General features: G+C 59.9%; 27 protein-coding genes. 18 read left to right on the forward strand and 9 right to left on the reverse strand.

Annotation, left to right across the window (positions count from 1 at the left end):
- Positions 1-29: 29 nt before the first annotated feature.
- Complete coding sequence (locus tag ACM6HV_RS15610; protein WP_414904669.1) at positions 30-1,352, forward strand: hypothetical protein; 1,323 nt, start codon at positions 30-32, stop codon at positions 1,350-1,352.
- An 85-nt stretch (positions 1,353-1,437) separates the two neighbouring features.
- Here ACM6HV_RS15610 and ACM6HV_RS15615 read toward each other — a convergent pair whose 3' ends face one another.
- Positions 1,438-2,763 (reverse strand): sigma 54-interacting transcriptional regulator, encoded by a 1,326-nt coding sequence (locus tag ACM6HV_RS15615; RefSeq protein ID WP_414904670.1) that lies wholly within the window; start codon positions 2,761-2,763, stop codon positions 1,438-1,440.
- Between the two features lie 345 nt (positions 2,764-3,108).
- On the opposite strand from ACM6HV_RS15615, the gene ACM6HV_RS15620 reads away from it, so the two are divergent.
- The 3 genes from ACM6HV_RS15620 (at position 3,109) to nhaB (ending at position 6,514) form a co-directional block, all read left to right on the forward strand.
- Entirely contained in the window at positions 3,109-3,375 is a 267-nt protein-coding gene (locus ACM6HV_RS15620; protein ID WP_041064446.1) for a hypothetical protein, read from the forward strand.
- A 278-nt stretch (positions 3,376-3,653) separates the two neighbouring features.
- Complete coding sequence (locus ACM6HV_RS15625) at positions 3,654-4,943, forward strand: hypothetical protein (protein WP_414904671.1); 1,290 nt, start codon at positions 3,654-3,656, stop codon at positions 4,941-4,943.
- Positions 4,944-5,011: 68 nt separating this feature from the next.
- Positions 5,012-6,514, forward strand: a complete 1,503-nt coding sequence (gene nhaB, locus ACM6HV_RS15630) for a sodium/proton antiporter NhaB (RefSeq protein WP_414904672.1) — start codon at positions 5,012-5,014, stop codon at positions 6,512-6,514.
- A 101-nt stretch (positions 6,515-6,615) separates the two neighbouring features.
- Here nhaB and ACM6HV_RS15635 read toward each other — a convergent pair whose 3' ends face one another.
- Genes ACM6HV_RS15635 through gnd form a run of 3 tightly spaced genes read right to left on the reverse strand, consistent with a single transcriptional unit; the run spans position 6,616 to position 9,943 of the window.
- Positions 6,616-7,422, reverse strand: a complete 807-nt coding sequence (locus ACM6HV_RS15635; protein ID WP_145598505.1) for an HAD family hydrolase — start codon at positions 7,420-7,422, stop codon at positions 6,616-6,618.
- Positions 7,419-8,942 carry a glucose-6-phosphate dehydrogenase gene (gene zwf, locus ACM6HV_RS15640; RefSeq protein WP_414904673.1) on the reverse strand — a complete coding sequence of 508 codons (1,524 nt, stop codon included), beginning with the start codon at positions 8,940-8,942 and terminating at the stop codon, positions 7,419-7,421. Before zwf ends, ACM6HV_RS15635 begins: the two co-directional genes overlap by 4 nt.
- On the reverse strand, positions 8,939-9,943 hold the full coding sequence (gnd, locus tag ACM6HV_RS15645) for a phosphogluconate dehydrogenase (NAD(+)-dependent, decarboxylating) (protein WP_305809626.1): 1,005 nt from the start codon (positions 9,941-9,943) through the stop codon (positions 8,939-8,941). The genes zwf and gnd overlap by 4 nt, the downstream gene beginning before the upstream one ends.
- 249 nt (positions 9,944-10,192) lie before the next feature.
- On the opposite strand from gnd, the gene ACM6HV_RS15650 reads away from it, so the two are divergent.
- Both ACM6HV_RS15650 and ACM6HV_RS15655 read left to right on the forward strand, forming a co-directional pair.
- Entirely contained in the window at positions 10,193-10,375 is a 183-nt protein-coding gene (locus tag ACM6HV_RS15650; RefSeq protein WP_041064455.1) for a DUF6026 family protein, read from the forward strand.
- A 200-nt stretch (positions 10,376-10,575) separates the two neighbouring features.
- Entirely contained in the window at positions 10,576-12,324 is a 1,749-nt protein-coding gene (locus tag ACM6HV_RS15655) for a phosphoethanolamine transferase CptA (RefSeq protein ID WP_414904674.1), read from the forward strand.
- A gap of 342 nt (positions 12,325-12,666) precedes the next feature.
- On the opposite strand, the gene galU is transcribed toward ACM6HV_RS15655, so the two are convergent.
- A complete protein-coding gene (gene galU, locus ACM6HV_RS15660) occupies positions 12,667-13,506 on the reverse strand; it encodes a UTP--glucose-1-phosphate uridylyltransferase GalU (protein WP_007912230.1) in 840 nt (279 codons plus the stop codon).
- 258 nt (positions 13,507-13,764) lie between these two features.
- On the opposite strand from galU, the gene ACM6HV_RS15665 reads away from it, so the two are divergent.
- Together ACM6HV_RS15665 and ACM6HV_RS15670 are read left to right on the forward strand one after the other, a co-directional pair.
- A complete protein-coding gene (locus ACM6HV_RS15665) occupies positions 13,765-13,950 on the forward strand; it encodes a hypothetical protein (protein WP_007964653.1) in 186 nt (61 codons plus the stop codon).
- 152 nt (positions 13,951-14,102) lie between these two features.
- On the forward strand, positions 14,103-14,390 hold the full coding sequence (locus ACM6HV_RS15670; protein ID WP_131671764.1) for a hypothetical protein: 288 nt from the start codon (positions 14,103-14,105) through the stop codon (positions 14,388-14,390).
- A 3-nt stretch (positions 14,391-14,393) separates the two neighbouring features.
- Here ACM6HV_RS15670 and ACM6HV_RS15675 read toward each other — a convergent pair whose 3' ends face one another.
- Both ACM6HV_RS15675 and ACM6HV_RS15680 read right to left on the reverse strand, forming a co-directional pair.
- Positions 14,394-14,624 (reverse strand): hypothetical protein, encoded by a 231-nt coding sequence (locus ACM6HV_RS15675; RefSeq protein WP_027612691.1) that lies wholly within the window; start codon positions 14,622-14,624, stop codon positions 14,394-14,396.
- Between the two features lie 72 nt (positions 14,625-14,696).
- Positions 14,697-15,053 (reverse strand): hypothetical protein, encoded by a 357-nt coding sequence (locus ACM6HV_RS15680; RefSeq protein WP_003225393.1) that lies wholly within the window; start codon positions 15,051-15,053, stop codon positions 14,697-14,699.
- 212 nt (positions 15,054-15,265) lie between these two features.
- On the opposite strand from ACM6HV_RS15680, the gene ACM6HV_RS15685 reads away from it, so the two are divergent.
- The 5 genes from ACM6HV_RS15685 to ada all read left to right on the forward strand — a co-directional run bounded on the left by ACM6HV_RS15685 (position 15,266) and on the right by ada (position 18,398).
- Positions 15,266-15,568, forward strand: coding sequence for a DUF1883 domain-containing protein (locus tag ACM6HV_RS15685; RefSeq protein ID WP_041064472.1), 303 nt, complete (start codon positions 15,266-15,268; stop codon positions 15,566-15,568).
- Between the two features lie 23 nt (positions 15,569-15,591).
- Entirely contained in the window at positions 15,592-15,768 is a 177-nt protein-coding gene (locus ACM6HV_RS15690; protein ID WP_162531605.1) for a hypothetical protein, read from the forward strand.
- Positions 15,769-15,862: 94 nt separating this feature from the next.
- Positions 15,863-16,573: a 2OG-Fe(II) oxygenase gene (locus tag ACM6HV_RS15695; RefSeq protein WP_414904675.1), complete on the forward strand. Its 711-nt coding sequence runs from the start codon at positions 15,863-15,865 to the stop codon at positions 16,571-16,573.
- A gap of 5 nt (positions 16,574-16,578) precedes the next feature.
- Positions 16,579-17,244: a DNA oxidative demethylase AlkB gene (gene alkB / locus ACM6HV_RS15700; protein ID WP_414904766.1), complete on the forward strand. Its 666-nt coding sequence runs from the start codon at positions 16,579-16,581 to the stop codon at positions 17,242-17,244.
- A gap of 86 nt (positions 17,245-17,330) precedes the next feature.
- Positions 17,331-18,398, forward strand: a complete 1,068-nt coding sequence (gene ada / locus ACM6HV_RS15705; protein WP_414904676.1) for a bifunctional DNA-binding transcriptional regulator/O6-methylguanine-DNA methyltransferase Ada — start codon at positions 17,331-17,333, stop codon at positions 18,396-18,398.
- Here the strand turns inward: ada and ACM6HV_RS15710 are convergent.
- Both ACM6HV_RS15710 and ACM6HV_RS15715 read right to left on the reverse strand, forming a co-directional pair.
- Positions 18,395-18,853: a GyrI-like domain-containing protein gene (locus ACM6HV_RS15710; protein ID WP_414904677.1), complete on the reverse strand. Its 459-nt coding sequence runs from the start codon at positions 18,851-18,853 to the stop codon at positions 18,395-18,397. The two genes, ada and ACM6HV_RS15710, sit on opposite strands and share 4 nt — an antisense overlap.
- A 62-nt stretch (positions 18,854-18,915) precedes the next feature.
- Positions 18,916-19,899 (reverse strand): MDR family oxidoreductase, encoded by a 984-nt coding sequence (locus ACM6HV_RS15715; protein WP_414904678.1) that lies wholly within the window; start codon positions 19,897-19,899, stop codon positions 18,916-18,918.
- A 189-nt stretch (positions 19,900-20,088) separates the two neighbouring features.
- On the opposite strand from ACM6HV_RS15715, the gene ACM6HV_RS15720 reads away from it, so the two are divergent.
- From ACM6HV_RS15720 to modC, 5 genes are all read left to right on the forward strand, one after another.
- Positions 20,089-22,548, forward strand: coding sequence for an autotransporter (locus tag ACM6HV_RS15720; RefSeq protein ID WP_414904679.1), 2,460 nt, complete (start codon positions 20,089-20,091; stop codon positions 22,546-22,548).
- Positions 22,549-22,662: 114 nt separating this feature from the next.
- Positions 22,663-23,727 (forward strand): NAD(P)H-dependent flavin oxidoreductase, encoded by a 1,065-nt coding sequence (locus ACM6HV_RS15725; protein WP_414904680.1) that lies wholly within the window; start codon positions 22,663-22,665, stop codon positions 23,725-23,727.
- Between the two features lie 166 nt (positions 23,728-23,893).
- Positions 23,894-24,661 carry a molybdate ABC transporter substrate-binding protein gene (modA, locus tag ACM6HV_RS15730; protein WP_414904681.1) on the forward strand — a complete coding sequence of 256 codons (768 nt, stop codon included), beginning with the start codon at positions 23,894-23,896 and terminating at the stop codon, positions 24,659-24,661.
- The gene (modB, locus tag ACM6HV_RS15735) at positions 24,662-25,342 is read left to right on the forward strand and encodes a molybdate ABC transporter permease subunit (RefSeq protein WP_414904682.1); all 681 of its coding nucleotides are present in this window, start codon (positions 24,662-24,664) and stop codon (positions 25,340-25,342) included.
- 3 nt (positions 25,343-25,345) lie between these two features.
- Positions 25,346-26,425, forward strand: a complete 1,080-nt coding sequence (gene modC / locus ACM6HV_RS15740) for a molybdenum ABC transporter ATP-binding protein (protein WP_414904683.1) — start codon at positions 25,346-25,348, stop codon at positions 26,423-26,425.
- Positions 26,426-26,436 lie beyond the last annotated feature (11 nt).

Here is a 26,436-nt window from a genome sequence, read left to right on the forward strand (position 1 = left end):
ATCATTGGGCTTAAAGGGACGGCTTATTCATGTATCGATCAGTATCACTGCGTGCCGCTGTATGTCTGAGCACTCTTCTACCTGCGGCGATGCTGCAAGCAGCACCCGACGCAGATGTGGAGACCCTGAAACAGGAACTTCTGGAGCTGAAGCAACGATACGAAGTACAACAAAAGGCCCTGGCGGTGCTCGAACAACGGGTTCGTCAGGTTGAAGATCAACCGGCAGCGCCGCAACCCAAACGGCTGGCCAAGTCGCCGTCTGACATGAAAGGCAATCCAAGAGTCGCCACCAGCACCGGCGCGCCCGGGACTGGGGCGGCAGCAGCGTCGGGGGGCGCAGCAGGGGGCAGTGGCGCGTCTTACGGCCAGTCGCTGGCCGACGATTCGCAACCGGCACAGAGTGTGTCCAACCTCTACGACGAGGCCAGCGGCTTCTTCGGTGGTGGCAAATTCAGCTTTGAAACCGGTGTGACCTACTCGCGTTACGACACCCGGCAGCTGATCCTCAACGGCTTCCTCGCACTGGACTCGATCTTTCTGGGCAACATCAACCTCGACCGGATCAAGGCCGACACCTGGACGCTGGACCTGACTGGCCGCTACAACTTCGACAACCGCTGGCAGTTCGACGTCAACGTACCGGTGGTTTACCGCGAGTCGACCTACCAGTCCGGTGGCGGCAACGGTGGTGCATCGAACGTCACGACGGAACAGGATGTTTCGCGTGATCCAACCATCGGCGACGTCAACTTCGGTATCGCCTACAAGTTCCTCGACGAGTCGGTCAACACGCCGGACGCGGTGGTCACCCTGCGCGTCAAGGCGCCAACCGGCAAGGATCCGTTCGGGATCAAACTGCGCCAGACCGATGCCAACTCCAACCTGTTCGTACCTGATACCTTGCCCACCGGTAACGGCGTCTGGTCGATCACCCCCGGGGTTTCGCTGGTCAAGACGTTCGACCCGGCAGTGCTGTTCGGCAGCCTGTCCTACACTCACAACCTGGAGGAGTCGTTCGACGACATCAGTTCGACCGTCAATCAGAAAAACCCCGGCAAGGTGAAGATTGGCGACAGCTTCCAGATTGGCGCCGGTATTGCGTTCGCGCTGAACGAAAAGATGAGTATGTCGTTTTCGGTATCTGACCTGGTGCAACGCAAGAGCAAGTTGAAACAAGACGGCGGCGATTGGGAGTCGGTGGTCTCCAGTGACGCCAACGCCGGTTATTTCAACATCGGCATGACCATTGCCGCCACGGATAATCTGACCATCGTGCCCAACCTGTCGATTGGCATGACCGACGATGCCCCGGATTTCTCCTTCAGCCTCAAGTTCCCGTACTACTTCTAGAGCACAAGATCGCAGCCTGCGGCAGCTCCCACATAGGTAATCCCTGTAGGAGCTGCCGCAGGCTGCGATTTTTTTACTTTGGTGTCTAGCGAATCTGATGTTTGTGCAGCAGGCGGTAAAACGTTGGCCGGGAGACCCCAAGCACTTTCGCCGCGACGCTGAGGTTGTCGCTGTGCCGGTTCAATACATCGCACAAGGCCTGGCGTTCGGCCCGGGTCTTGTAGTCTTCAAGCGTGCCCATCGGCGTGGAGATTGAGTGCTGACTGATCAACCCCAGATCCCGGGCTTCAATTTGCCGCCCCTCCGCCAGCACCAGGCCCCGTCGCACACGATTGGCCAGCTCGCGCACATTACCCGGCCAGTCGTGCTTGCCCATGGCGATCAACGCATCCTCGCTGAAGCTGCGTGGACGGCGGCCGGTTTCATGACTGTAGAAATGAGAAAAGTGGTTGGCCAGCATCGACAGATCACCGTGTCGCTCGCGTAATGGCGCGGTGACCACTTGCAGCACATTGAGGCGGTAATACAGGTCTTCGCGAAAGCGTTTTTTCTCGATGGCAGCTTCCAGGTCGACGTGGGTGGCCGCGAGGACGCGCACATCCACCGGAATCGGCTGGCTGCCACCGACACGCTCAATGTGTTTCTCCTGCAGGAAACGCAGCAGATTGGCCTGCAACTCCATCGGCAAATCACCGATTTCATCAAGAAACAGCGTGCCACCGTTGGCCGCTTCAATGCGCCCGACCTTGCGCTGATGGGCACCGGTAAAGGCACCTTTTTCGTGGCCAAACAGTTCGGACTGAATCAAGTGTTCGGGAATCGCCCCGCAATTGATCGCCACAAACGGCTTGCTGTGGCGCTGGGACTGGCGGTGCAGCGTGCGCGCGACCAGTTCTTTGCCGGTACCGCTTTCACCGCGGATCAGTACCGGGGACTCGGTCGGCGCCAGTTTGCTCAACAATTTTCGCAGCTCGCGGATCGGCTTGCTGTCGCCGAGCAATTCGTGTTCCGGCTGATCGACGTGAATCGTGCCTTGTCCACGCAAACGCGCCATGCCAAACGCGCGCCCAAGGGTCACTTGGACCCGCGAGACATCGAACGGCAATGTATGGAAATCGAAGAACCATTCGCAGACGAAGTCGCCAACGTTCTGCAACCGCAGGACCTCCTGATTCAGCACCGCGATCCACTCGGTGCCGCTGCGGCTGATCAATTCCTTGACGGCTTCCGGGCGCTCGAGGTGAAAAGGTTGCAATCTGAGCAGGCCGACGTCGCACGGCCGATCGGCAGCATTTTCCAGGGTACAGCTGTCGACATCCCAGCCCACCGCGCGCAATCCGGGTAACAGGCGGTGACAGTCGTCACAGGGGTCGACTACCAATAAACGTCGTAACGCTGGCGCTTCGATCATGACTGTTCCTTGGCGCCAAATTTAAGGAAATTATTGTAAAAACAGTCATTTGGCAGACCCGACTGTAACATTAGCAAGAAATTGACAGGGGCTTGTATCGATTGCTTATAGGTGTACAAGCTAAAGCGTTATAAGAAGCGGGGTTATTAGTTAGCTATCGAGTTGCTCTCTTTCGCCAGGCTTTCAAAAACTGTCGAAATCTTGAGCATAAGCAATAAAGTTGAAATTTCTCCGTTTCGTGTGTGACCTGCTTCGGGGTTGCGTGCATCAGTACAAGTAACCAGCCGAACGGTAAGCCCAACCGACGGCACATCACTTGATTGGGCACGACAGAGAGAAGACCCCATGACCGCCCCGCTCCGTATCAACGAAGCTCTTTTGATTGCCAACCATGCATTTAAACCTTTCCAGTGCGTGGCCTGGGCCCCACAAGACGGCAACGGCGAACTGAACCTGACCGTCATCGACCGTACCAACTCGCATATCGGCCGCAAGCAGATTCCAAGCAGCGCTTACTCCGACCCGGCGCAACTGGAACAACTGCTGCAGCAGGCACGCGCCGAATTGAGCGAAGAAGGTTACCTGTTGCAATCGTGGTCGATGCCGCACTGATCAGAGGGTAATGCGGACGACTTCCAGTCGTCCGCCCTGCTCTTTTTATTTATCTGTTGCTGTTTATCTCCAGTACTTTTGTACAACTTTCTTTAAAGCGTCAGGCGACACTGCTTGGCAGGCTTTCATTTGGTTCAAAAAGACACTGTTCTGGCACAGTGCGACCCTCCACCTGTTAGTTATGTCAGTTGTACTTCGGCGTATTCAGGGATTGAATGTTTCGCTCATGCAGTTACCCACCCGATTCGGGCCTGGTCAACTTGCAAGGAGAAGCATGCATGTCCCCCGAGAACGCCGTTGCGCTCCCACCGCCAAAGACTAACGCCGGGCAACTCGACAGAGACTTTGCCCACTGCGGCATTGCTCAAGTGTATTTTGCCGGCAGCGTGTCGAGCATGACTCAAGGCCTGGCCCTGGATTCACAAGGCCGGGTGTTGGTGGCTGCCAAGATTGGCACTGCCGCTGGCAGCCGTTTCGGGTTGGCGCGAATGCTTCCCGACGGTTCTGCCGATCTCGGCTTCGGCGCTCAAGGCAGCGTGATCGGCGAATTCGCGCCCGGATTCGAAGCCATGGGCGCAAAGGTCCAAGTGTTGCCAGACGGACGCATTCTGCTGGCCGGTCTGCATTATGAAAACGCTCACCGTACCCTGCCCGCCTTCGCCCGATTCACGGCTGACGGCTTGCCTGACCCATCGTTTGGTGACAATGGTCGACAAGTCGTGCGCCTGCCGGGCGACCTGTCCGTCGGGTCTCGGGATAGCTGGCTTCCGCCCGGAGTGCCGGGGGCCGAAGCATGCGACTTCGCGGTGCAGGACGACGGGCACATTCTGTTGATCGCCAATCACCACTTCGAATTGGCCGACCATGCTGGCATGCTGATTCGTCTGACTCCAAACGGCACCCTCGATCCCGGCTTCAATGGCCGTGGATTCGTGATGATCCGTCACCTGCTGCTCAACTCCTGGCTCAACTGCCTGCTGCTTCAAGAGGATGGGCGCATCATCGTTGCCGGCGCCATCGACTTTCCTCAGGAAGGTCTGGTGGCACGTTATCTGCCCGACGGACGTCTGGATGAGCGCTTTGCGGTGGACGGTTTCCTCGCCTTCAAGGCCCACGGACAAAGCGCGATGGTCAGTCAGGTGCTGCATTCGATGGAACACCTGCATTGCTTTGGCAGCAGCCGCGACCCGATCCGCTGCATGGCGCTAAGCCTGCACCCCAACGGTCGCCCGGAGTTGCGCAACAATGCCGGCCACCCGCATCTGCTGGAGATCGGCCCCTGTGGCTGCCAGTGGAGCGCGGCGCAGTGCATCGCCGATGGCCGCATTATCGCGGTAGGGGCGACGATTGGCGGTATCGAGGCCGATTTCATCGTCGCGCGCTATCTGGCCGACGGCCAACTCGACCGCGAGTTCGGTAACGGCCACGGCTGGTTGCGCACGCGACTGGGACGCAGCCTGGATATCGCCAACTCACTGGCGGTGCAGGCCGATGGACACATCCTGGTCGGCGGCTATTCTCTGGACGGCAACTACCGGGCCATGGTTGCCCGCTATCTGAATCAATAAACCCCCGAGACTTGAACTTGCCAGTCACTTGCGGCACTTTGCGCGCTTCTTAATACAAGGAGCAACCGATGTCCGGTTCACTGGCCCAGGCCTTCGCGCATAACTTCCTCGGGCACTCGCCCCGCTGGTACAAGGCGTGCATCGTCGGCTTCCTGATCCTCAATGCCGTGGTGCTATTTACGGTCGGCCCGGTCGCCGCTGGCTGGCTGCTGGTGATCGAATTCATTTTCACTCTGGCCATGGCCCTCAAGTGCTATCCGTTGATGCCCGGCGGCTTGTTGTTGATTGAAGCCCTGCTGCTGAAGATGACCACGCCGCAGGCGCTATACGATGAGTTGGTGCACAACTTCCCGGTGATCCTGCTGCTGATGTTCATGGTCGCCGGCATTTACTTCATGAAGGATCTGCTGCTGTTTCTGTTCTCGCGGCTGCTGCTGGGCGTACGCTCCAAGGCGATTCTGGCGCTGATGTTCTGCTTTCTCTCGGCGTTTCTGTCGGCGTTTCTCGATGCCCTGACCGTGACGGCGGTGATCATCAGCGCCGCCGTCGGCTTCTATTCGGTTTACCACCGTGTGGCCTCGGGCAACGATCCGCGTCAGGACAGTGAGTTCAGCGACGACCGACACTTGCCGGTGCTGCACCATGACGACCTGGAACAGTTTCGGGCGTTTCTGCGCAGCCTGCTGATGCATGGCGCTGTGGGCACCGCACTCGGCGGCGTCTGCACCTTGGTGGGCGAACCGCAGAACCTGTTGATCGGCCATGAGATGGGTTGGCACTTCGCGGCGTTTTTCCAGAAAGTCGCGCCGGTCTCGCTGCCGGTGCTGGTGGCGGGGCTGGCAACCTGCGTACTGCTGGAAAAACTGCGCTGGTTTGGCTATGGCACCCTGTTGCCGGACAACGTGCGTGCTGTGCTGGCCAATTACGCCGCCGAAGATGACGCCGAACGCACTCCACGTCAGCGTGCCGCGCTGCTGGTGCAAGGCACTGCTGCGTTGATTCTGATTGGCTGCCTGGCGTTTCACGTTGCCGAAGTCGGCTTGATCGGTCTGATGGTGATCGTGTTGATCACCGCGTTTACCGGCATCACCGACGAACATCGTCTGGGCAACGCATTCAGGGACGCCATGCCGTTCACCGCGTTGCTGGTGGTGTTCTTTGCCGTGGTCGCAGTGATTCATGATCAACAGCTGTTTGCCCCGTTGATCCAATGGGTGCTGGCACTGCCGGCGGAGCAACAGCCGGGCATGCTGTTCATCGCCAACGGCCTGCTCTCGGCGATCAGCGACAACGTGTTCGTCGCCACGATCTATATCACCGAAGTGAAACAGGCCTTCCTGTCCGGGCACATGAGCCGCGAGCATTTCGAGACCCTGGCCATCGCGATCAACACCGGCACCAACCTGCCGAGCGTAGCGACGCCAAACGGTCAGGCTGCGTTCCTGTTCCTGCTGACCTCGGCGATTGCGCCGCTGGTGCGACTCTCGTACGGGCGCATGGTGTGGATGGCGCTGCCGTACACCGTAGTGATGGGCCTGCTGGGCTGGTACGCCGTCAGCTACTGGCTCTGACAACAACCTCATGCAGGAGCTGCCGAAGGCTGCGATCTGTTGATCTTGCTGCATAAAAAACAAGATCAAAAAATCGCAGCCGGCGGCAGCTCCTACAAGTGTTACGGGAGGATGTACTTCTCGATCGCCAGGGCTACGCCATCTTCGGTGTTTGGCGCGGTCACCACGTCAGCCTGACGCTTGACCGCCTCCTCTGCCTGCCCCATGGCTATCGACAGTCCCGCGCAATGGAACATCGCCGGGTCGTTACCGCCATCGCCAATCGCTGCGGTCTGCTCCAACGGGATATCAAGGTGCGCGGCAATCGTCGCCAGTGCGGTGCCCTTGTTGGCCTCCAGCGCCGTCACGTCCAGATAGACCGGCTGCGAACGCGAGACCTGAGCCATGCCGTTGACCTTGGGCAGCAGGCGCGCCTCAAGTTCAATCAGCAAATCGGTGTTGTTGCTGGTCGCGACAATCTTGTCGATGCGCTCCAGATACGGCTCGAAACTCTCGACCACCACCGGCGGATAACCGAGACCGTGCTGTTCGCGCGGCACCATCGGCCCGTGCGGATCCTTGAGCAGCCAGTCGCCACCGCTGAACACCCAGATTTCCACTTCCGGCTGATCGGCGAACAACGCCAAAGCAATCAACGCTGTCGGCACCGGCAGGTAATGCGCCACCAACACGCTGCCGTCCGGATTGACGATGGTGCCGCCATTGAAGGCGGCGGTCGGCAGATCGACCCCCAAGGCTTCGATCTGCTGCAACATTGCCTTGGGCGGGCGCCCGGTGGCCAGGCTGAACAACACGCCCGCCTCGCGCAGCGAACGCACCGCATCAATGGTGCGCTGACTCAGGCTGTGATCGGGCAGCAACAGCGTGCCATCCATGTCACTCAATAAAAAACGGATCGACTCACTCATCCCAGACCATGCCAGACGCGACCATCGCGAGTCAGCAGATCGTTGGCGGCTTGTGGACCGTCTTCCCCGGCGGCGTAAGTCTGCACGCTCGCGTCCTGCTGCCAGGCATCAAGGAACGGTTGCACCGCGCGCCAACCGTTCTCGATGTTGTCGGCGCGCTGGAACAGCGTCTGGTCGCCGGTCAGGCAGTCGTAGATCAGCGTTTCGTAACCGGTGGATGGCTGCATTTCGAAGAAATCCTTGTAAGCGAACCCCAGCTCGATGTTGGCCATGTTCAACGCCGGCCCCGGCCGTTTTGCCAGCAGGTCGAACCACATGCCTTCGTTGGGCTGGATCTGGATACGCAGATAAGTCGGCTGCAGTTCATCGACTTCGGTGTCGCGGAACTGCGCATACGGCGCCGGTTTGAAGCAGATGACGATTTCGGTGTCGCGCACGCTCATGCGCTTGCCGGTGCGCAGGTAGAACGGCACGCCCACCCAGCGCCAGTTGTCGATCATGACTTTCAGCGCGACATAGGTCTCGGTGTTGCTGTCAGGCGACACGTTGGCTTCCTGGCGATAGCCATTCAACGCTTTGCCATCGACTTCGCCGGCGCTGTATTGACCGCGTACCGAATTGGCTCGCGCCTCTTCAACGCTCCACGGGCGGATCGCGCCGACCACTTTGGCCTTTTCACCGCGCACAGCGTCAGCGCCAAACGCGGCCGGCGGCTCCATGGCGACCATCGCCAACAACTGGAACAGATGATTGGGCACCATGTCGCGCAGCGCACCGGTGTGCTCGTAAAAACTGCCACGGGTTTCAACGCCGACGGTTTCCGCGGCGGTGATTTGCACGTGGTCGATGTAATGGTTGTTCCAGAACGCTTCAAACAAGCTGTTGGAGAACCGGCTGACCAGAATGTTCTGCACGGTTTCCTTGCCCAGATAATGGTCGATCCGATAGATCTGTTTCTCGGACATGACCTTGAGCAGGCAGGCGTTCAAGGCTTCGGCAGTATGCAGATCGGAACCAAACGGTTTCTCGATCACCACCCTTCTGAACGCTTCGGGGGTTTCTTCGAGCAGTTTGGCGGCGCCGAGACGGCGCACCACTTCACTGAAAAAACGTGGCGCGGTGGCCAGGTAGAACACCGCGTTGCCCGTGCCGCTGTCGGCGATTTTTGCCGCCAGCGCGGAATAGGTGCTGTCGTCCAGGAAATCGCCCTGGACGTAGCTGATACCTTTGGCGAGCTTGGCCCACAAGACCGGATCAAGCATCTGATCGCCCTTGCCGACCTTCGCCGCCACTTCGGTACGGATGAAGTCTTCGAGTTTTTGCGCGAAGGCCTCATCGGTAATGGCGTTGTGATCAACGCCGACGATCCGCAGATTTTCGTCAAGCAAGCCGTCGCGACTGAGGTTGTACAGCGCCGGCATCAGCAAGCGCTTGACCAGGTCGCCGTGGGCACCGAACAGAAACAGCGTGGTCGGTGGTGCGGGTTCTGCCTTGGATTTTCTGCGGATCGTATGGGTCATTTCTTCGGTGTCTCCACGTGGCCGCCGAAGCCGAAGCGCTGGGCCGAGAGAATCTTGTCGCCAAAGGTGCCCTGGCCGCGCGAGCGGTAGCGCGAGAACAGCGAGTTCGACAGCACCGGTACCGGCACCGCCTGCTCCATGGCCGCTTCGATGGTCCATTGACCTTCGCCGCTGTCCGCCACCGAACCGGAGAACCCGTCGAGCTTCGGATCGCTGGCCAGCGCGTCGGCGGTCAGGTCGAGCAGCCACGAGGAAACGACGCTGCCACGACGCCAGACTTCAGCAATGTCGGCCACGTTCAGGTCGAAACGCTGATCTTCCGGCAGGCGTTCGCTGGATTTGGTCTTGAGGATGTCGAAGCCCTCGGCGAAGGCAGCCATCATGCCGTACTCGATGCCGTTGTGAATCATCTTGACGAAGTGCCCGGCGCCGGCAGGACCGGCGTGGATGTAGCCGTGTTCGGCGCGGTGATCCTCGGACTTGCGATCCTTGGTGCGCGGAATCTCGCCCATGCCCGGCGCCAGAGCGGCGAACAGCGGGTCGAGACGGTTCACGGTCTCGGCATCACCGCCGATCATCATGCAGTAACCGCGCTCCAGGCCCCAGACGCCGCCGGAGGTGCCAACGTCGATGTAGTGCAGGCCTTTTTCGGCGAGGGTCTTGGCCCGGCGAATGTCATCCTTATAGTTGGTGTTGCCGCCATCGATGATGGTGTCGCCGGCTTCCAGCAAATCGCTCAGGGTGTTGATGGTGTCTTCGGTCGGCGCACCGGCCGGCAGCATGACCCACACGGCACGTGGCTTGGCCAGGCCGGCGACCAGCGCAGGCAGATCGGCAACGCCCGTGGCGCCCTCGGCGGCCAGGGTGTCGACAAAGGCGGTATTGCGGTCGTAAACAACGGTGGTGTGACCGTTGAGCATCAGACGCCGCGCAATATTGCCGCCCATGCGGCCCAGTCCAATAATCCCGAGTTGCATGTGCTGATGCTCCTTACTACAAATAAATGTGTGTCATTGGTTATAGCCCAACGCGACTAATGGAGGTTAGTCCAGAGCGTCGGGCCGAAGTTTCCGGGCATTGTGCCCGATCCAGACTGATAACGCCCCGAATCATGCCGAAGACACACCGACCATGAAAAATAAAAAAGTTCCATTCATGGGCAAAAGAAATCAAAATTGGCGCCGATAGCAGATCAGTAGCCCGGCACCGGGACAATCTGCAGTTGAGACACGCCATTTGCGAGGTGAGCAATGGGCACAGTACACACAGCAATGCCGCCACAAACCCTGTATGTCACGATCCGTCGCGATGAATTGCGCCAGTTGAAGGACGAGCGCGACCAGTTGAAGCAGGAGCTGGCGCAATTGCGCTCGCTGACCCAGGGCGCTCAGCCCAAACCTCTGCCGGTTGTCCAGCGTCAACCGCACGCCTGACCTGCCCCCGCCCGCTTCGGGAACGGCGCCCGTCGTTCCCGTCATGATCCGCTCCTGCCAACAATCAGCAACTAACGAAGTTTTCACATTACGTTCGTGATACTCGCGCCCATTCTGGCCGTGCGTTTGCGCGCGGCTTCCGTTCGTCGGTTTGATGTAGTGTTCCGGCGGTGGTTAGTGACGATGAGCTGGAGTGCTGAATGGCATTGTTCAAACGCAGCAAAACGACTGCGACAGGTTTCGATTGGGCCGGGGTTCTCTGGCTCTTTGCTTTTTTCTGGTACTTCTCGGGCATCACCCAACTGTTGATCCAACTGACCGGGACCTCCGGTTTCAGCGGTTTCCGTCAGGCCTTCGTGATGAGTGCGCTGTGGCTCGCCCCGATGCTGGCGTTCCCCAAACGCACCAAACTGCTGGCTGCGCTGATCGGTATTGTCCTGTGGGCCTGCTCCATGGCCAGCCTGGGCTACTTCTTCATCTATCAGCAGGAATTCTCGCAAAGCGTCATTTTCATCATGTTCGAGTCGAACGTGTCGGAAGCCGGCGAGTACATGACCCAGTACTTTGCCTGGTGGATGATCCCGGCGTTCCTCGCGCATACCGCTTTCGCCTATTTCCTGTGGACCCGCCTGCGCCCGGTGTACATGCCCCGAGGCCGTGCGTTCGTGGCTGCGATCGCGATCGTCTTCGCCGTAGTCGGCTACCCGCTGATCAAGCAGACCCAGCGTACCGGCAGTTTCGCCGGCGGCTTCGAGAAGTTCGAAGACCGCATCGAGCCAGCGGTGCCTTGGCAAATGGCCGTGGCTTACCACCGATACCTCGACACTCTGGCCGGCATGCAGGACATGCTGCACAGTGCAAGCAAGGTTCCGCCGCTGCATAACCTCAAGGCTGCCGACGCGGATAAACCGTCGACGCTGGTGCTGGTGATCGGCGAATCGACCAACCGCCAGCGCATGAGCCTGTATGGCTATGGCCGCAAGACCACGCCGGAACTGGACAAGCTCAAGGATCAGCTCGCGGTGTTCGACAACGTCATCACCCCGCGCCCGTACACCATTGAGGCGTTGCAGCAGGTGCTGACCTTCGCCGACGAAGAAAATCCGGACTTGTACCTGTCCACGCCGTCACTGGTCAGCATGATGAAGCAGGCCGGCTACAAGACCTTCTGGATCACCAACCAGCAGACCATGACCAAGCGCAACACCATGCTCACGACCTTCTCCGAACAGGCCGACGAGCAGGTGTACCTGAACAACAACCGCAACCAGAACGCCGCGCAGTACGACGGTGACGTGATTGAGCCGTTCAACAAGGCGCTGAGCGACCCGGCGCAGCGCAAGTTGATCGTCGTGCATCTACTCGGCACGCACATGAGCTATCAGTACCGCTATCCGCCGACCTTCGACAAGTTCCAGGACCGTACCGGCGTGCCAGCCGGCGTGCGTGACGATCAGGTGCCGACCTACAACAGCTACGACAACGCCGTGTTGTATAACGATTTCGTTGTATCGAGCCTGATCAAGGACTACGCCAAGTCCGATCCGAATGGTTTCCTGCTGTACCTCTCCGACCACGGTGAAGATGTGTTTGACTCGGTCGGCCACAACACCCTCGGCCGTAACGAGAACAAACCGACGGCACCGATGTACACCATTCCGTTCATGGCCTGGGCGTCGCCGAAATGGCGCGAGAACCATGACTGGAACTTTGCCGCCGACCTGAGCCGGCCGTACAGCAGCTCGCATCTGATCCACACCTGGGCGGACATGGCCGGTTTGAGTTTCGATGAACTGGACCGCAGCAAGAGTCTGGTCAGCGACAACTTCAAACCGCGTCCGCTGATGATCGGCAACCCGTACGAACGCGAGCAGCGCGCCTTGATCGACTTCAGCCTGATGAAGCCGAAAAAGGTCGAGCCCACCGCAGCGAATGTCGTGCAGCAGTAACCGCCTGGAAGGCGCCGGTTTCGAGAGATCGCAATCGGAGTAACGCATAAAGAAAAAGCTCCGTATCGCAAGATACGGAGCTTTTTTCGTTCTGAGCGGACGGGTTGCCCGTTTGCCCGGGGCCCTGCAGTGCCGCCTGAAGGGAATCGGGGCAGCGAGCAAACATGCCCGCACCCTCCCCCTTTAAAAAGCAGCCAGCACGCTCAGAAGGCGTCAGCCAATCGCGCCGCCAGGCCCAAGGTTTTTTCCAGCACAAAAGCAAACGCCCCGAACAAGTCGGGGCGTTTGTGGGTGCATTCGCTTGGGTGCTTTCACACCCTTCACCTTGCAGATCCGGCGTTATCAGTAAGCCTTGCCGGTCTTGTAGAAGTTCTCGAAGCAGAAGTTGGTCGCTTCGATGTAGCCTTCAGCGCCACCGCAGTCAAAACGCTTGCCCTTGAACTTGTAGGCCATGACGCAGCCGTTCTGGGCCTGCTTCATCAGGGCGTCGGTGATCTGGATTTCACCGCCCTTGCCTGGCTCGGTCTGTTCGATCAGGTCGAAGATGTCCGGCGTCAGGATGTAACGACCAATGATCGCCAGGTTCGACGGTGCGTCTTCCGGCTTTGGCTTCTCGACCATGCTGTGGACGCGGTAGATGTCGTCGCGGATCATCTCGCCGGCGATCACGCCGTACTTGCTGGTTTCCTGCGGATCGACTTCCTGAATGGCGATGATCGAGCAGCGGAACTGCTTGTACAGCTTGACCATCTGGGTCAGTACGCCGTCGCCTTCGAGGTTGACGCACAGGTCGTCCGCCAGTACCACAGCGAAGGGTTCGTCACCGATCAGCGGGCGACCGGTGAGGATCGCGTGGCCCAGACCTTTCATTTCGGTCTGACGGGTGTAGGAGAACGAGCACTCGTCCAGCAGCTTGCGGATGCCGACCAGGTATTTTTCCTTGTCGGTGCCCTTGATCTGGTTTTCCAGCTCATAGCTGATGTCGAAGTGGTCTTCCAGAGCGCGCTTGCCACGACCGGTCACGATCGAGATTTCAGTCAGGCCAGCGTCCAGAGCTTCTTCAACGCCGTACTGGATCAGTGGCTTGTTTACCACCGGCAGCATTTCTTTGGGCATGGCTTTAGTCGCTGGCAGGAAGCGAGTACCGTAACCGGCTGCTGGGAACAAGCATTTCTTGATCATATAAGTCCTTGAAAGGGCTGTGTGTACGAGTTTCGGCGCAGTCTAATCAGGCGGCGTGCACCTTACAATGCCCCGCACTGGCTAACCGATGCCAACATAGAGAAATATTCTCGCCGATAGTTCCGCTGGCAACTTCGACCCGCGAAAACAGAGTAGCTCAAACACGCAAATGCGCTGCATCACTCTACGCTCATCATCCCCCAATGTGAGGATTTGTCGGTATCATGGCGCCTTTGAACCAGCGAACGAGACAGATAGATGGCCGCGGTAAAAATCATCAACGGGTATGTGATCGACAAGAAAGACGGCAAGTGGAACCTGACCACGACCAATGGCGAACACATCGCCGGGCCTTTCGACAGCGAGCAGCTGGCGACTGATGTGGCGTCGGTGTTCACTGACACCCCTGCGTCGTCCAAACGCCGTGGCAAAGATCAGGACTGACCGGTTGCGACACGCGCCGAGCCCTGCCCTTGCGCAGGGCTTTTTTGTGGCCGCTCGCAAACCCGATAAAAACAAGTGGCCAATCGCTATAACCTTTTCACTCCGGCGCTGTCAGAGCGTTTAGCCCCTCCCTCGCTGAAGACGACACACATATGAACATGAACAAAATGCTGCCGCTGATCGCGGTATTGGCCCTGGGTGGCTGTGCCACCTCGCAAACCACCTACTTGAACAACGGCGAACAGGGTTTGAGTATCGACTGCTCCGGGGAAGCCAACTCCTGGGCCACCTGCTACGAAAAAGCCGATGCTTCCTGCGCGGGCACCGGTTATCGCATTGTCGGTACCGACGGCACACCGGCACCCAAGGAGAGCGACAAGACCCTGGGGGTCGATGTCGGCAACTATAAAAACCGCAGCGTGGTGGTGGTCTGCAAATAGACCCTACATGTGGATCTCGGCGAACTTGATCCCGAGCCCGCGCACGATCTCAATCAGATCGTCGAGCCGGGCGAAGGATTCGACTTCGTCGTTATCGTCGACCAGAAAATAGCTGCGACCGGCGCTCTTCTTGAAAAACACGATCCACTCACCCGAGTTCGCCGGATTCTGAATCACATGCGTGGCAGAGATAAGGCCCTCTGCATGCCGTTCCCGTACTTGCTCTCGCTTCATGCGCGACTCCAGAAATGAAAATGCCGCCACAGCATGACTGTGGCGGCACTGGTGCTGATGACCGCTATTCTATCAGCCGGAAATGCAGGCATTGGCGGCGTTTTGCACGTCACGAGGACGAATCGGCACATTGGACATGCGCTCATGCAACTTGATGCTGCTGCCGCCGGAACGGTCGTCGATATCAAATACCGCTGCCGCGCCAGTGGAAAATTTCCCGGGAACAATCACCCGCACGCCATCCTTGTGCGGCTGCATCTGCAGTGCGCCGCGACTGTTAGCCAGCTTGTCCGCCAGGCACTGCGCATACTCATGGGGTTTCTTGCCGGAAATCACGCTCATGGTGGGCAAGGTTTCATTGATTTCGGAAACACTCGCGCAACCACCCATGACCAACATCAACGGCAGACACACCACACCCCACTTCATACAAATACCTCCCATAAAGACCCTCGGACAGCAGTAATGCCATTTTTCTCCGAGGCTTACTCCATTAAACCCGCAGCGAATCGCGAATAACCGTTTTTAATTGTCAAAGCAGCGCTCGACGGCGGGATAATAACCCGTTCGGGCTGATAAACTGCGCCAATCGCACATGCTATCGTTTTGATTTAGTAGAAAAAGCCCTTCTGGAGGCGCCCATGAAATTCATTCACCAGCGCGAGCACCTCAACGAAGACGACATTGTCGTCATCCAATGCTCGCAAACCTGCAACATCCGCTTGATGAACGACGCCAACTTCCGCGCGTTCAAGAACGGCGGCCGCCACACCTACCACGGCGGTGCTTTCGACACGTTTCCTGCGCGCATCACCGCGCCGAGCACCGGTTTCTGGAACATCACCATCGACACCGTCAGCCGGCGCGCCATCAGCGTCACGCGCAAACCGACCCTGACCCACTCGATCAAGATCATCCGCCGCTCCAGCTCCAAACTGAGCTGAGTTGCCCCAACGCAAAGGTAAGCATGACCGTGGCCCAAACGACCAAATACGTCATCAAATACAAGCTCAACGGTGAGCGCCGCTTCGAGTTCGCGCAACTGCAAAACGGCACCGTGGAAGAAGCTAAGGCTGCACTGGATGCCATCCACGGCCAGACTGAAGATGTGATCAGCGATATCGCCGTCAGCAAAGCCCTGTAACGCAACACCCCGGATTCGACCGCAAGCGGCGGAGTGTTCTGCCGCCGGGATTCGCCCAGACTGACAGCCTCGACCAAAGGGTTCAGGAGTCAGAATGTCAATGTCCCCGTCTCGGCTGGATGCGCTCGATTGGGCGTGCCTCGAACAGCATCTGGATCAATATGGCTATGCCATCGTCCGCTCGCTGCTGTCGGCGCAAACCTGCGAGCGCTTGAGCGCCCTGTATTCGCAGACCGGACCGTTTCGTTCGCAGGTCATCATGGCCCGCCACGGTTTCGGTCGCGGGGAATACAAGTACTTCAGCTATCCCCTGCCGACAACCATCGAACGTCTGCGCACTGCGCTTTACCCGCGCCTGGTGCCGCTGGCCAACCGCTGGTACGAACGCATGAATGTGCCTGTACGCTTTCCCGCAACCCATGCCGGGTTTGTGCAGCGCTGTCACGATGCCGGTCAACTGCGGCCCACACCCTTGCTGTTGCAATACGGCCCGCAGGACTACAACTGCCTGCATCAGGATCTGTACGGAGAACTGGTTTTCCCACTGCAAGTGGCGATTCTTCTGTCGCAGCCCGGACAGGATTTTACCGGTGGAGAGTTCGTCCTGACCGAGCAGCGTCCACGCCTGCAGTCGCGACCACACGTCGTGGATCTGCAAAAGGGTGACGCCGTTATATTCGCGGTCAACCAGCGCCCGGTCAGCGGCACACGCGGCGATTATCGAGTGACCATGCGTCATGGCGTCAGTCGCCTGCACAGCGGAAACCGGCATACTCTGGGCATCATCTTCCACGACGCAATATGAGCAGCATGCAACCAAGCCACTTCGACCTGTTCGCCGACCACGAACCCGAGCAACAACCCCGCGCCGAGCAAATCGGCGAACAATCGTGGGTGTTGCGCGGGTTCGCCCTGCCGATGATCGATCAACTGTTGCCGACGCTGGACGGCGTTCTCGCCGCAGCGCCATTGCGTCACATGATGACCCCGGGCGGTTTCAGCATGTCGGTGGGCACCAGCAGCTGCGGAGCGCTGGGCTGGATCACTGATCGCAGCGGTTATCGCTACAGCACCGTGGATCCGCTGAGCGGCAGACCATGGCCGGCAATGCCCCAAGTGTTGTTCGAAATGGCACAGAGAGCGGCGCAGCGCGCAGGATTTGCCGGATTTCACGCCGATTCCTGCCTGATCAACCAATACGTCCCCGGCGCCAAGATGTCTTTGCACCAGGACAAAGACGAACATGCCTACGCGGCGCCGATCGTTTCGTTGTCATTGGGGTTGCCGGCAATGTTCCTGTTCGGTGGTTTTGTCCGCAGCGACAAGAGCCAGCGCATTCCTCTGCTGCACGGCGACATGGTGGTCTGGGGCGGGGTCGATCGCCTGCGTTTTCACGGTGTGCTGCCGATCAAGCCCGGCCAGCATCCGCGTCTGGGCGAGCGGCGGATCAATCTGACCTTCCGGGTCGCCGGGTGATCTGAAAAGTTTGACCGCAAGGCCCGGAGTGTTACCCACATTGCAGCTGGTTAACCTGAATCAAACAGGTCAACGGACTACTCGTCATGAAAAAGCTTTCGCCGATCATCAATGTTGAAACCGATCCACGCTGGGCCGCCGTGCTCGCGCGGGATCCGCGAGCCGACGGGCAGTTTGTCTATGCGGTAAAAACCACCGGCATCTATTGCCGACCCAGCAGCCTTTCGCGTTTGCCCAAACCGCAAAATGTCGAATTTTTCGACAGCGCCGAAGCTGCCGAAGCGGCGGGCTACCGCCCAAGCAAACGCACAAGCAAGGATCAGACTGATGTCGCCAGCCAGCACGCCGCGACAGTGGCGATGGCCTGTCGGCAGATCGAATCGAGTGAAACAGTGCCTGCGCTCAATGAACTCGCTGAGGTTGCCGGCCTCAGCCCGTTCCATTTTCATCGCGTGTTCAAGGCCGCTACCGGCCTGACGCCCAAAGGCTACGCAGCGGCGCATCGCTCGCGCCGGGTACGGGAACGGCTCGCGAATGGCGGCTCGGTGACCGATGCGCTGTACGACGCGGGCTTCAATTCCAACAGCCGCTTTTACGAATCGGCCGACAAGCTGCTGGGCATGAAGCCCGGTGACTATCGCGCTGCAGGGCGCAACAACGACATTCACTTTGCGGTTGGCCAGTGCTCACTTGGCGCGATTTTAGTGGCGCAAAGCGAACGCGGGGTGTGCGCGATCCTGTTGGGCGACGATCCACATCAACTGGTGTGCGATCTGCAGGATCAGTTCCGTCAGGCCAACCTGATTGGCGCCGACGCCGGGTTCGAACAGTTGATTGCCAAAGTGGTGGGTTTTATCGAAGCGCCAGCACTGGGCCTCGACTTGCCACTGGATGTGCGCGGCACAGCTTTTCAGGAACGGGTGTGGCAAGCGCTGCGGGAAATCCCGGTGGGTCGCACTGCCAGTTACGCCGAAATCGCACAACGTATTGGCGCACCGACTTCCATGCGCGCGGTGGCGCAAGCCTGCGGCGCCAACCGTCTGGCCGTGGCAATCCCTTGCCATCGCGTGGTGCGCAGCGATGGCAATCTCTCGGGGTATCGCTGGGGTGTGGAGCGCAAGCGCCAGTTGCTGGAACGCGAAAACCAGCCTTAGCGAATCCCGATGCAGACCGACACGGACTCGGGGCCGGTATAGGCCTCGTAGTCGGTGGCATAACGGCGCTGAATCTGAGGGTTCTCCTCAAAGAAGGTCCAGATCCGTCCCCAGGTCGCAATGACCGCGTCAGGCAACGGCCCCTGCGCCTCGAACACCAGATATTCGCCGGCTTCGATCTGTACGGTCTCATAGCCTTTGGGTCGTGCATTGACCGCGACCCCCGCGGTGACATCGAATGCACCCGAGGCATCGGATTCATAGGCCGAATACACACCATAAATTGCAGAGCCCGGGATCTTGCCGGGAATACTCTCGGCCTGTTCTTCACTGAAAAACCGGCCCCACATCGGGCCGATCTTTGCGCTCTGGGGCTGGTGCTCTGCGGCGTTGGTCGTGCGCACACGCAGGCCGGCCACGGTGAAGGCGTCGATTTGCTGTCGTTTCAAATCCATCGAAAATGCCGCTCCCTGTCATAGAAGTGCGGCCACACAGGGCCGCAATGGCGCTTACTCTGTCAGCGATTGACGTCGACCACAACCCTGCCGCGCAGCTGTCCGGCGAGTAATTTGGGGGCCGCGTCGATGGCTTCGCTCAGGGCGATTTCGTGGCTGATCAAAGGCAACAAGGCGAAGTCCAGATCCTTGGCCAGACGTTTCCAGGCCTCGATCCGCCGGGCCTTGGGTTGGGTCACGCTGTTGATGCCCGCCAGGGTCACACCGCGCAAAATGAACGGCGCCACCGACGCAGGAAAATCCATACCCTGGGCCAGACCGCAGGCCGCCACCGTGCCTTCGGCGCGGGTGCTGGCACAGGCGTTGGCCAAGGTGTGGCTGCCGACCGAGTCGATCACGCCGGCCCAGCGTTCCCTGGCCAGCGGTTTGCCCGGTTCCGACAAGGTTGCGCGGTCGATGATCTCGCTGGCGCCCAGTTGCTTCAGGTACTCATGCTCGGACACCCGGCCGGTGGACGCCACCACGCGATACCCGAGTTTGCTGAGCAAGGCGATGGCGAAACTGCCCACCCCACCATTGGCGCCGGTCACCAGCACTTCACCCTGATCCGGCGTCACGCCGTTACGCTCCAGCGCCAGAATGCACAGCATCGCCGTGTAGCCGGCGGTACCGATGGCCATCGCTTGCGCGGCGCTGAAGGCCTCGGGCAAGGGAATCAGCCAATCGCCACGGAGGCGTGCCTTTTGTGCCAGGCCGCCCCAGTGACTTTCGCCCACGCCCCAGCCATTGAGCAGCACCTGATCACCAACCTTATAATCAGGATGCGAGCTGACCTCGACCGTGCCCGCCAGGTCGATCCCAGGCACCATCGGAAACTGGCGTACCACCGGGCTGCTGCCGGTAATCGCCAGACCATCCTTGAAGTTCAGCGTGCTGTACGCCACCTGCACCGTCACGTCGCCTTCGGGCAACTGCGCTTCATCGATCTGCTGCAGGCTGGCGCGGTAACCGCTGTCGTCTTTGTCGATCAAAATGCCGTTGAACATGGCTGCCTCTCACTCAGTGGATTCATATCCTCGCGCCTTGAAATAACACAAAGCAACACATTGCCCCACCCGACTTTGCGCCAATTCGCAAATCCGCCCAGTGATTCCATAGCGGGCGACTATGCTTTTTCGACGGTCGTGCTTTCGCTGCCCCCCTGCTGAAAGCGGCCTCTGTCGATGGAGCTGACAATGCCTTACCCGCGCTCATGGATTGCAATCCTCATGCTGTGCCTGCTGACCGCCGGCAACCCGTGGGCCGCCCCGGCCACTGCCAGCAAACCCGCCGCTGCCGACGCCGCCCCCAGCGCGCCGACGTGGCCGCAAGTGATCACCAGCGGCAAGGCCAGGCTGACCGTGTACCAGCCGCAACTCGACAGCTGGGATGGCTACACACTCAATGCCCGGGCGGCGGTCGAAGCCAGCGGCGCCGACAGCAAACCCACCTACGGCATTGTCCAGTTCAGTGCGCACACGCTGGTCGACAAGTCCACGCGCTGGGTCGCACTGGATCAATACAAGATCATCAAGGCCGACTTCCCCGCCGATGCCAGTCAGGCGGATGTCTGGCTCGCGGCACTGCAAAAGGATGCCCAGAGCCGCAAGAAGACCATTTCCCTCGATCAACTTGAGGCCGCCGTCGGTGTGTTGTCGGCAGAGCAGAAAGCCGACAGCGCGCCGCTGGAAAATACCCCGCCGGCGATCATCAGTTCCGACGTCCCCGCCCTGCTTGTCTATATTGATGGCGACGCGGCGTATCGCGCGGTCGAGGGCACCGCGTTGCAGCGGGTGATCAACACCCGCCCGTTATTGCTCAAGGACGCCGAGGGCAAGCACTACTTGCATGTGTTTGATGGCTGGATGGTCGCTGACAACCTCAGCGGCGAATACACTCGTCTGACCACACCGCCGGCCGATCTGGAAAAGGCCAAACAGGCGGCGATCCAGAGCCGTCAGGTCGATCTGCTGACCGGGCAGAGTGATCCGAAAGACAAGGTGCCAAATCTGGCCAAGCCGCCGCAGCCGAAAATTTTCATCGCCACCACCCCCACCGAGCTGATCGTTACCGACGGGGCTGCGCAGTGGTCGCCGATCCAGGGCACCAGCCTGCTCTACGTGAGCAACACCACAGGGCACATCTTCAAGGAAATCGGCGACCAGAACAGCTACGTGCTGATTTCCGGACGCTGGTTCCGGGCCGCCGACATGAACGGGCCGTGGACGTTTACCCCGGCGGACAAATTGCCGGCCGACTTCGCCAACATCCCCGACGACAGCCCGAAAGAGAACGTCAAGGCCTCCGTCGCCGGTACGCCGCAGGCCAAGGAAGCCGCGATTGCCGCCACCATCCCGCAAACCTCGGCGATCAAGAAAAGTGCAGTGAAAATGACCGCGCCGCAGTTCGACGGCGAGCCGCAACTCAAACCGATCAACACCACGTCGCTGCAATATGTGGTCAACAGCGCGACGCCGATCATTCGTGTCGACAACGACAGCTGGTATGCCGTGGAGAACGGCATCTGGTTCACCGCAACGACAGTCAGCGGACCGTGGGTCGTCGCCAGTTCGGTACCGTCGGTGATCTATTCCATCCCGCCGAGTTCACCGATGCATTACCTCACATACGTCAAAGTCTATGAGTCCAGCGGCGACACGGTGGTGGTTGGTTACACCCCGGGGTATCAAGGGTCGAACCTGGATCCGGCCACGGGTGTGGTGGTTTACGGCACCGGATATCCGTACACGCCATGGGTCGGCAGTGTCTGGTATGGGCCGCCCGTGACCTACGGTTTCGGCGTCGCGATTCGCTACACACCCTGGACCGGCTGGACCTTCGGTTTCGGCTTCGGCTGGAGCTGGGGCGGCAACACCGTGGCAATGGGTTGGGGCTGGGGTGCTTATCCGTGGTGGGGCAATTACGGCTGGGGTTATGCCTGGGGGCCGCGCTTGTATCCAGCGCCGCTGGCCTGGGGCGGCGCCGCTTACGGCTATCGCGGCGGTGCCGTGGCCTGGGGGCCCGGTGGCTGGGCCGGCACCACCGGCAACATTTATCGTCAGTGGGGCGACCGCGCGACCGTCAGCCGTTACGGCGCCGGCTACAACGCCTGGACCGGCAATCGCTGGGCCGGTCAGGTCGGTTCGTCCTATAACTCGCGCACCGGAATTGCTGCGGCGGGCCAGCGCGGTGCCGTACACAATGCCTACAACGGCAACTACGCGGCCGGACGCAGCGGTGAGGTGGTCGGGCCGAACGGTGGCGCCATCGCCGGCGGCCGAGTGACGGCGGGCAACGCACGCAACGGCACGCAAGTCACCGCCAACCGTGGCGCGGTGTACAACCCCAACACCGACAAGACCACGCAATATGCTGGCGTCAAGGGACGCAACGGCGGCGCTGCACGGGTCGGCGACAACGTCTATGCCGGGCACGACGGTAACGTCTACAAGAAAACCGACAACGGTTGGCAATCAATGGTCAAGGGCAGCCCGACCCGCACGGCACCGGTCAACAACACTGCCCAGCTGCAGAATCTCAATCGTGAATCTGCAGCGCGCAACTTCGGCAACCAGCGCACCAACAACTTTCACAACTCCTCGCAAGTCATGAACCGTTCATTTGGCGGCGGTGGCGGTGGATTTCATCGACGTTGACGGCGCATGGCTGTCCGTGCGCGGAAAATTCGCGCTGGCCCTGAGTCCGGTTTTGCTGTTAAAAAACCGGCTCTGCCGTCCCTGCCCCGTTTCATCGTTCGGAGAACCGCTTCCATGAGCCAATGGCCTGACACTCGCATTCTTGACCTGCTCGGCATCGAGCTGCCGATCATCCAAGGCCCAATGGCCGGTGCCACGAACTCGGCCATGGTGATCGCCGTGTGCAACGCCGGCGGCCTGGGTTCGATGCCCGCCGCAATGCTGAGTATCGAGCAACTGCGCGAAGAACTGCAGACCATTCGCGAGCACACTCGCAAGCCGTTCAACGTCAATTTCTTCTGCCATCAGCCACCGGCTGCCGATGAACAGCGCGCGCGGGACTGGAAAAACCTGCTGGAGCCGTACTACCGCGAACTGGGTGTCGATTTCGATGCACCGACGCCGGTGTCCAACCGGGCACCCTTCGATGCAGCAGCGTGCGCCGTGCTGGAAGAGTTTCGTCCTGAAGTCGTAAGTTTTCACTTTGGCCTGCCGGAGAAATCCCTGCTGGATCGGGTCAAGGCCACGGGTGCGAAAATCCTCTCGTCTGCCACGACTGTCGATGAAGCAGTGTGGCTTGAACAAAACGGTTGCGACGCGATCATCGCCATGGGCTACGAGGCAGGTGGTCATCGCGGGATGTTTCTCAGCGATGACCTGAGCAGTCAGGTCGGTACCTTTGCCCTGGTGCCGCAGATTGTCGATGCGGTGAAAGTACCGGTGATCGCTGCCGGCGCCATTGCCGATGCGCGCGGGGTGGCCGCGGCATTGATGCTCGGTGCATCGGCAGCGCAGGTCGGCACCGCGTATCTGTTCACCCCGGAAGCGAAAGTCAGCGCTTCTCATCATCAGGCGCTGCGCACCGCCAAGGAAAGCGAAACCGCGATTACCAACCTGTTCACCGGCCGCCCGGCTCGCGGCATTCTCAATCGGGTGATGCGCGAAATCGGCCCGATGTCAGCGAAAGCCCCGGCCTTCCCGCTGGCCGGCGGAGCGCTGATGCCCTTGCGTGCAAAAAGCGAAGCGCAGTTCAGCAACCTCTGGGCCGGGCAGGCTTTTCCATTGGGCAAGGAGCTGAGCAGCGCCGAACTGACCCGGGAACTGGCGCAAGGCGCGCTGGCAAAACTGGTCCGACACTGACCCGATCCAGGATGAGGCGCGACACAGCCTCATCCTGTATACAACAGCACTTCCTGTTTAGCGGCATTTCGCTATATATTTCGCTATATAGCGTTTCACCCTTCGCATCGGTGCAGTCCACCTCCAACAATAACTGCCCTCTGCACTCGCCAATAACGGAGCTGTTATGACCCTTCGTGCCTCACGTTTTGCCCCCACTTGCCTGGCTTCTTTGCTGGCGGTATTTGCCTTTGGCGCCGCTCACGCCGATGAGGTGCAGGTGGCGGTTGCCGCCAACTTCACCGCGCCGATCCAGGCCATTGCTGCCGACTTCGAAAAAGACACCGGGCACAAACTGGTCGCCGCCTACGGGGCCACCGGCCAGTTCTACACCCAGATCAAGAACGGCGCGCCGTTCGAAGTGTTCCTCTCGGCGGACGACACCACTCCGGAAAAACTGGAAAAAGAAGGCGATACCGTCAAGGGCTCGCGCTTCACCTACGCCATCGGCACCCTGGCGCTGTGGTCGGCGAAAGAAGGTTATGTCGATGGCAAAGGCGAAGTGCTGAAGAAAAATGAATACCAGCACCTGTCCATCGCCAATCCGAAAGCCGCACCGTACGGGCTGGCCGCCACTCAGGTGCTGGAAAAACTCAAGCTGACTGAAGCGACCAAAGCCAAAATCGTCGAAGGCCAGAACATCACCCAGGCCTACCAGTTCGTGTCCACCGGTAATGCGGAACTGGGCTTCGTAGCACTGTCGCAGATCTACAAGGACGGTAAGGTCACCAGCGGTTCGGCGTGGATCGTTCCAGCGAACATGCACGACCCGATCAAACAGGACGCGGTAATCCTGAACAAAGGCAAAGACAGCGCCGCCGCCAAAGCACTGGTTGACTACCTCAAAGGCCCGAAAGCCGCTGCGGTGATCAAGTCATACGGTTACCAGCTCTAAATGTCGCTCTCGAGTGCCGATTTCGCGGCGATCTGGCTGACCCTGAAACTGGCGGCCCTGACCACCGCGATCCTGCTGGTCGTCGGCACTCCGATTGCCCTGTGGCTGGCGCGCAGTCGTTCCTGGCTGCGCGGCCCCATCGGCGCAATCGTCGCCCTGCCCCTCGTGCTGCCGCCGACCGTGATCGGCTTCTATCTGCTGCTGGCAATGGGGCCCAATGGCTTTCTCGGCCACTTCACGCAATGGCTGGGCCTGGGCACGCTGACCTTCAGCTTTACCGGGCTGGTGATCGGTTCGGTGATCTATTCCATGCCGTTTGTGGTGCAACCGTTGCAGAACGCGTTCGCGGCCATCGGCACCCGTCCACTGGAAGTGGCCGCGACCTTGCGCGCCAATCCCTGGGACACTTTCTTCAGCGTGATCCTGCCTTTGGCCCGCCCCGGTTTCGTGACAGCCGCGATCCTCGGGTTCGCGCATACCGTCGGTGAATTCGGTGTGGTACTGATGATCGGCGGCAACATTCCCGACAAGACCCGCGTGGTCTCGGTGCAGATCTACGACCATGTCGAGGCGATGGAATATGCTCAGGCCCATTGGCTGGCCGGGGCGATGCTGGTGTTTTCGTTTCTGGTGTTGCTGGCGCTCTACTCCAGCCGCAAGACCCGCGTGGGCTGGAGCTGATCGATGATTGATGCACGTCTGAAAATCACTTATTCGGGTTTCAACCTGGATGTTGATCTGCATTTGCCGGGGCGTGGCGTGACTGCGCTGTACGGTCCTTCCGGTTCGGGCAAAACCACCTGCCTGCGCTGTATCGCCGGGCTTGAGCGCGCCGCGCAAGGTTTCATCCAGATCAACGACGAAGTCTGGCAGGACAGCGAGCGTCGGATTTTTGTCCCACCGCACAAACGTGCGCTGGGTTACGTGTTCCAGGAAGCCAGTCTGTTCCCGCACCTGTCAGTGCTGGCCAATCTGCAGTTCGGTCTCAAGCGCATTGCCAAGGCCCAGCGCCGTGTCGACATGGCGCAAGCCACCGAACTGCTGGGCATCGGCCATCTGCTGGAGCGCCATCCGCAGCATCTGTCCGGCGGCGAACGCCAGCGTGTCGGTATCGCCCGCGCGCTGTTGACCAGTCCGAAACTGCTGCTGATGGATGAGCCGTTGGCGGCCCTCGACAGCCAGCGCAAAAACGAAATCCTGCCGTACCTGCAACGTCTGCACGACGAGCTGGACATTCCGGTGCTTTATGTCAGCCACGCGCAGGATGAGGTGGCGCGGCTGGCCGATCATCTAGTGTTGCTCAGCGACGGCAAGGCCCTGGCCAGCGGTCCGATTGGCGAGACCCTCGCGCGGCTGGACCTGCCAATGGCGCTGGGCGATGACGCCGGGGTGATCATCGAAGGCCAGGTCAGCGCCTACGATGCCGAGTACCAACTGCTGAGTCTGCAATTGCCGGCCACGGCCATGAACATCCGCGTGACGCACGCACCGATGGCGGTCGGTCAAGCCTTGCGCTGCAAGGTGCACGCCCGCGACATCAGTCTGGCCCTGCACAACAGCGAAGCCAGCAGCATCCTCAATCGCTTGCCGGTGACCGTGGTCAGCGAGCTGGCGGCGGACAACGCCGCGCATGTGCTGATTCGTCTGGATGCCGGCGGCACACCGCTGCTGGCACGGATCACGCGGTTTTCCCGGGATCAACTCGGCATCCACCCGGGCCAGCATTTGTGGGCGCAGATCAAGGCCGTCGCCGTGCTGGCCTGAATTGGTTGGCA

Source organism: Pseudomonas sp. IT-P260 (genome assembly GCF_949768395.1).
GTDB classification, from domain to species: Bacteria; Pseudomonadota; Gammaproteobacteria; order Pseudomonadales; family Pseudomonadaceae; genus Aquipseudomonas; species Aquipseudomonas parakoreensis.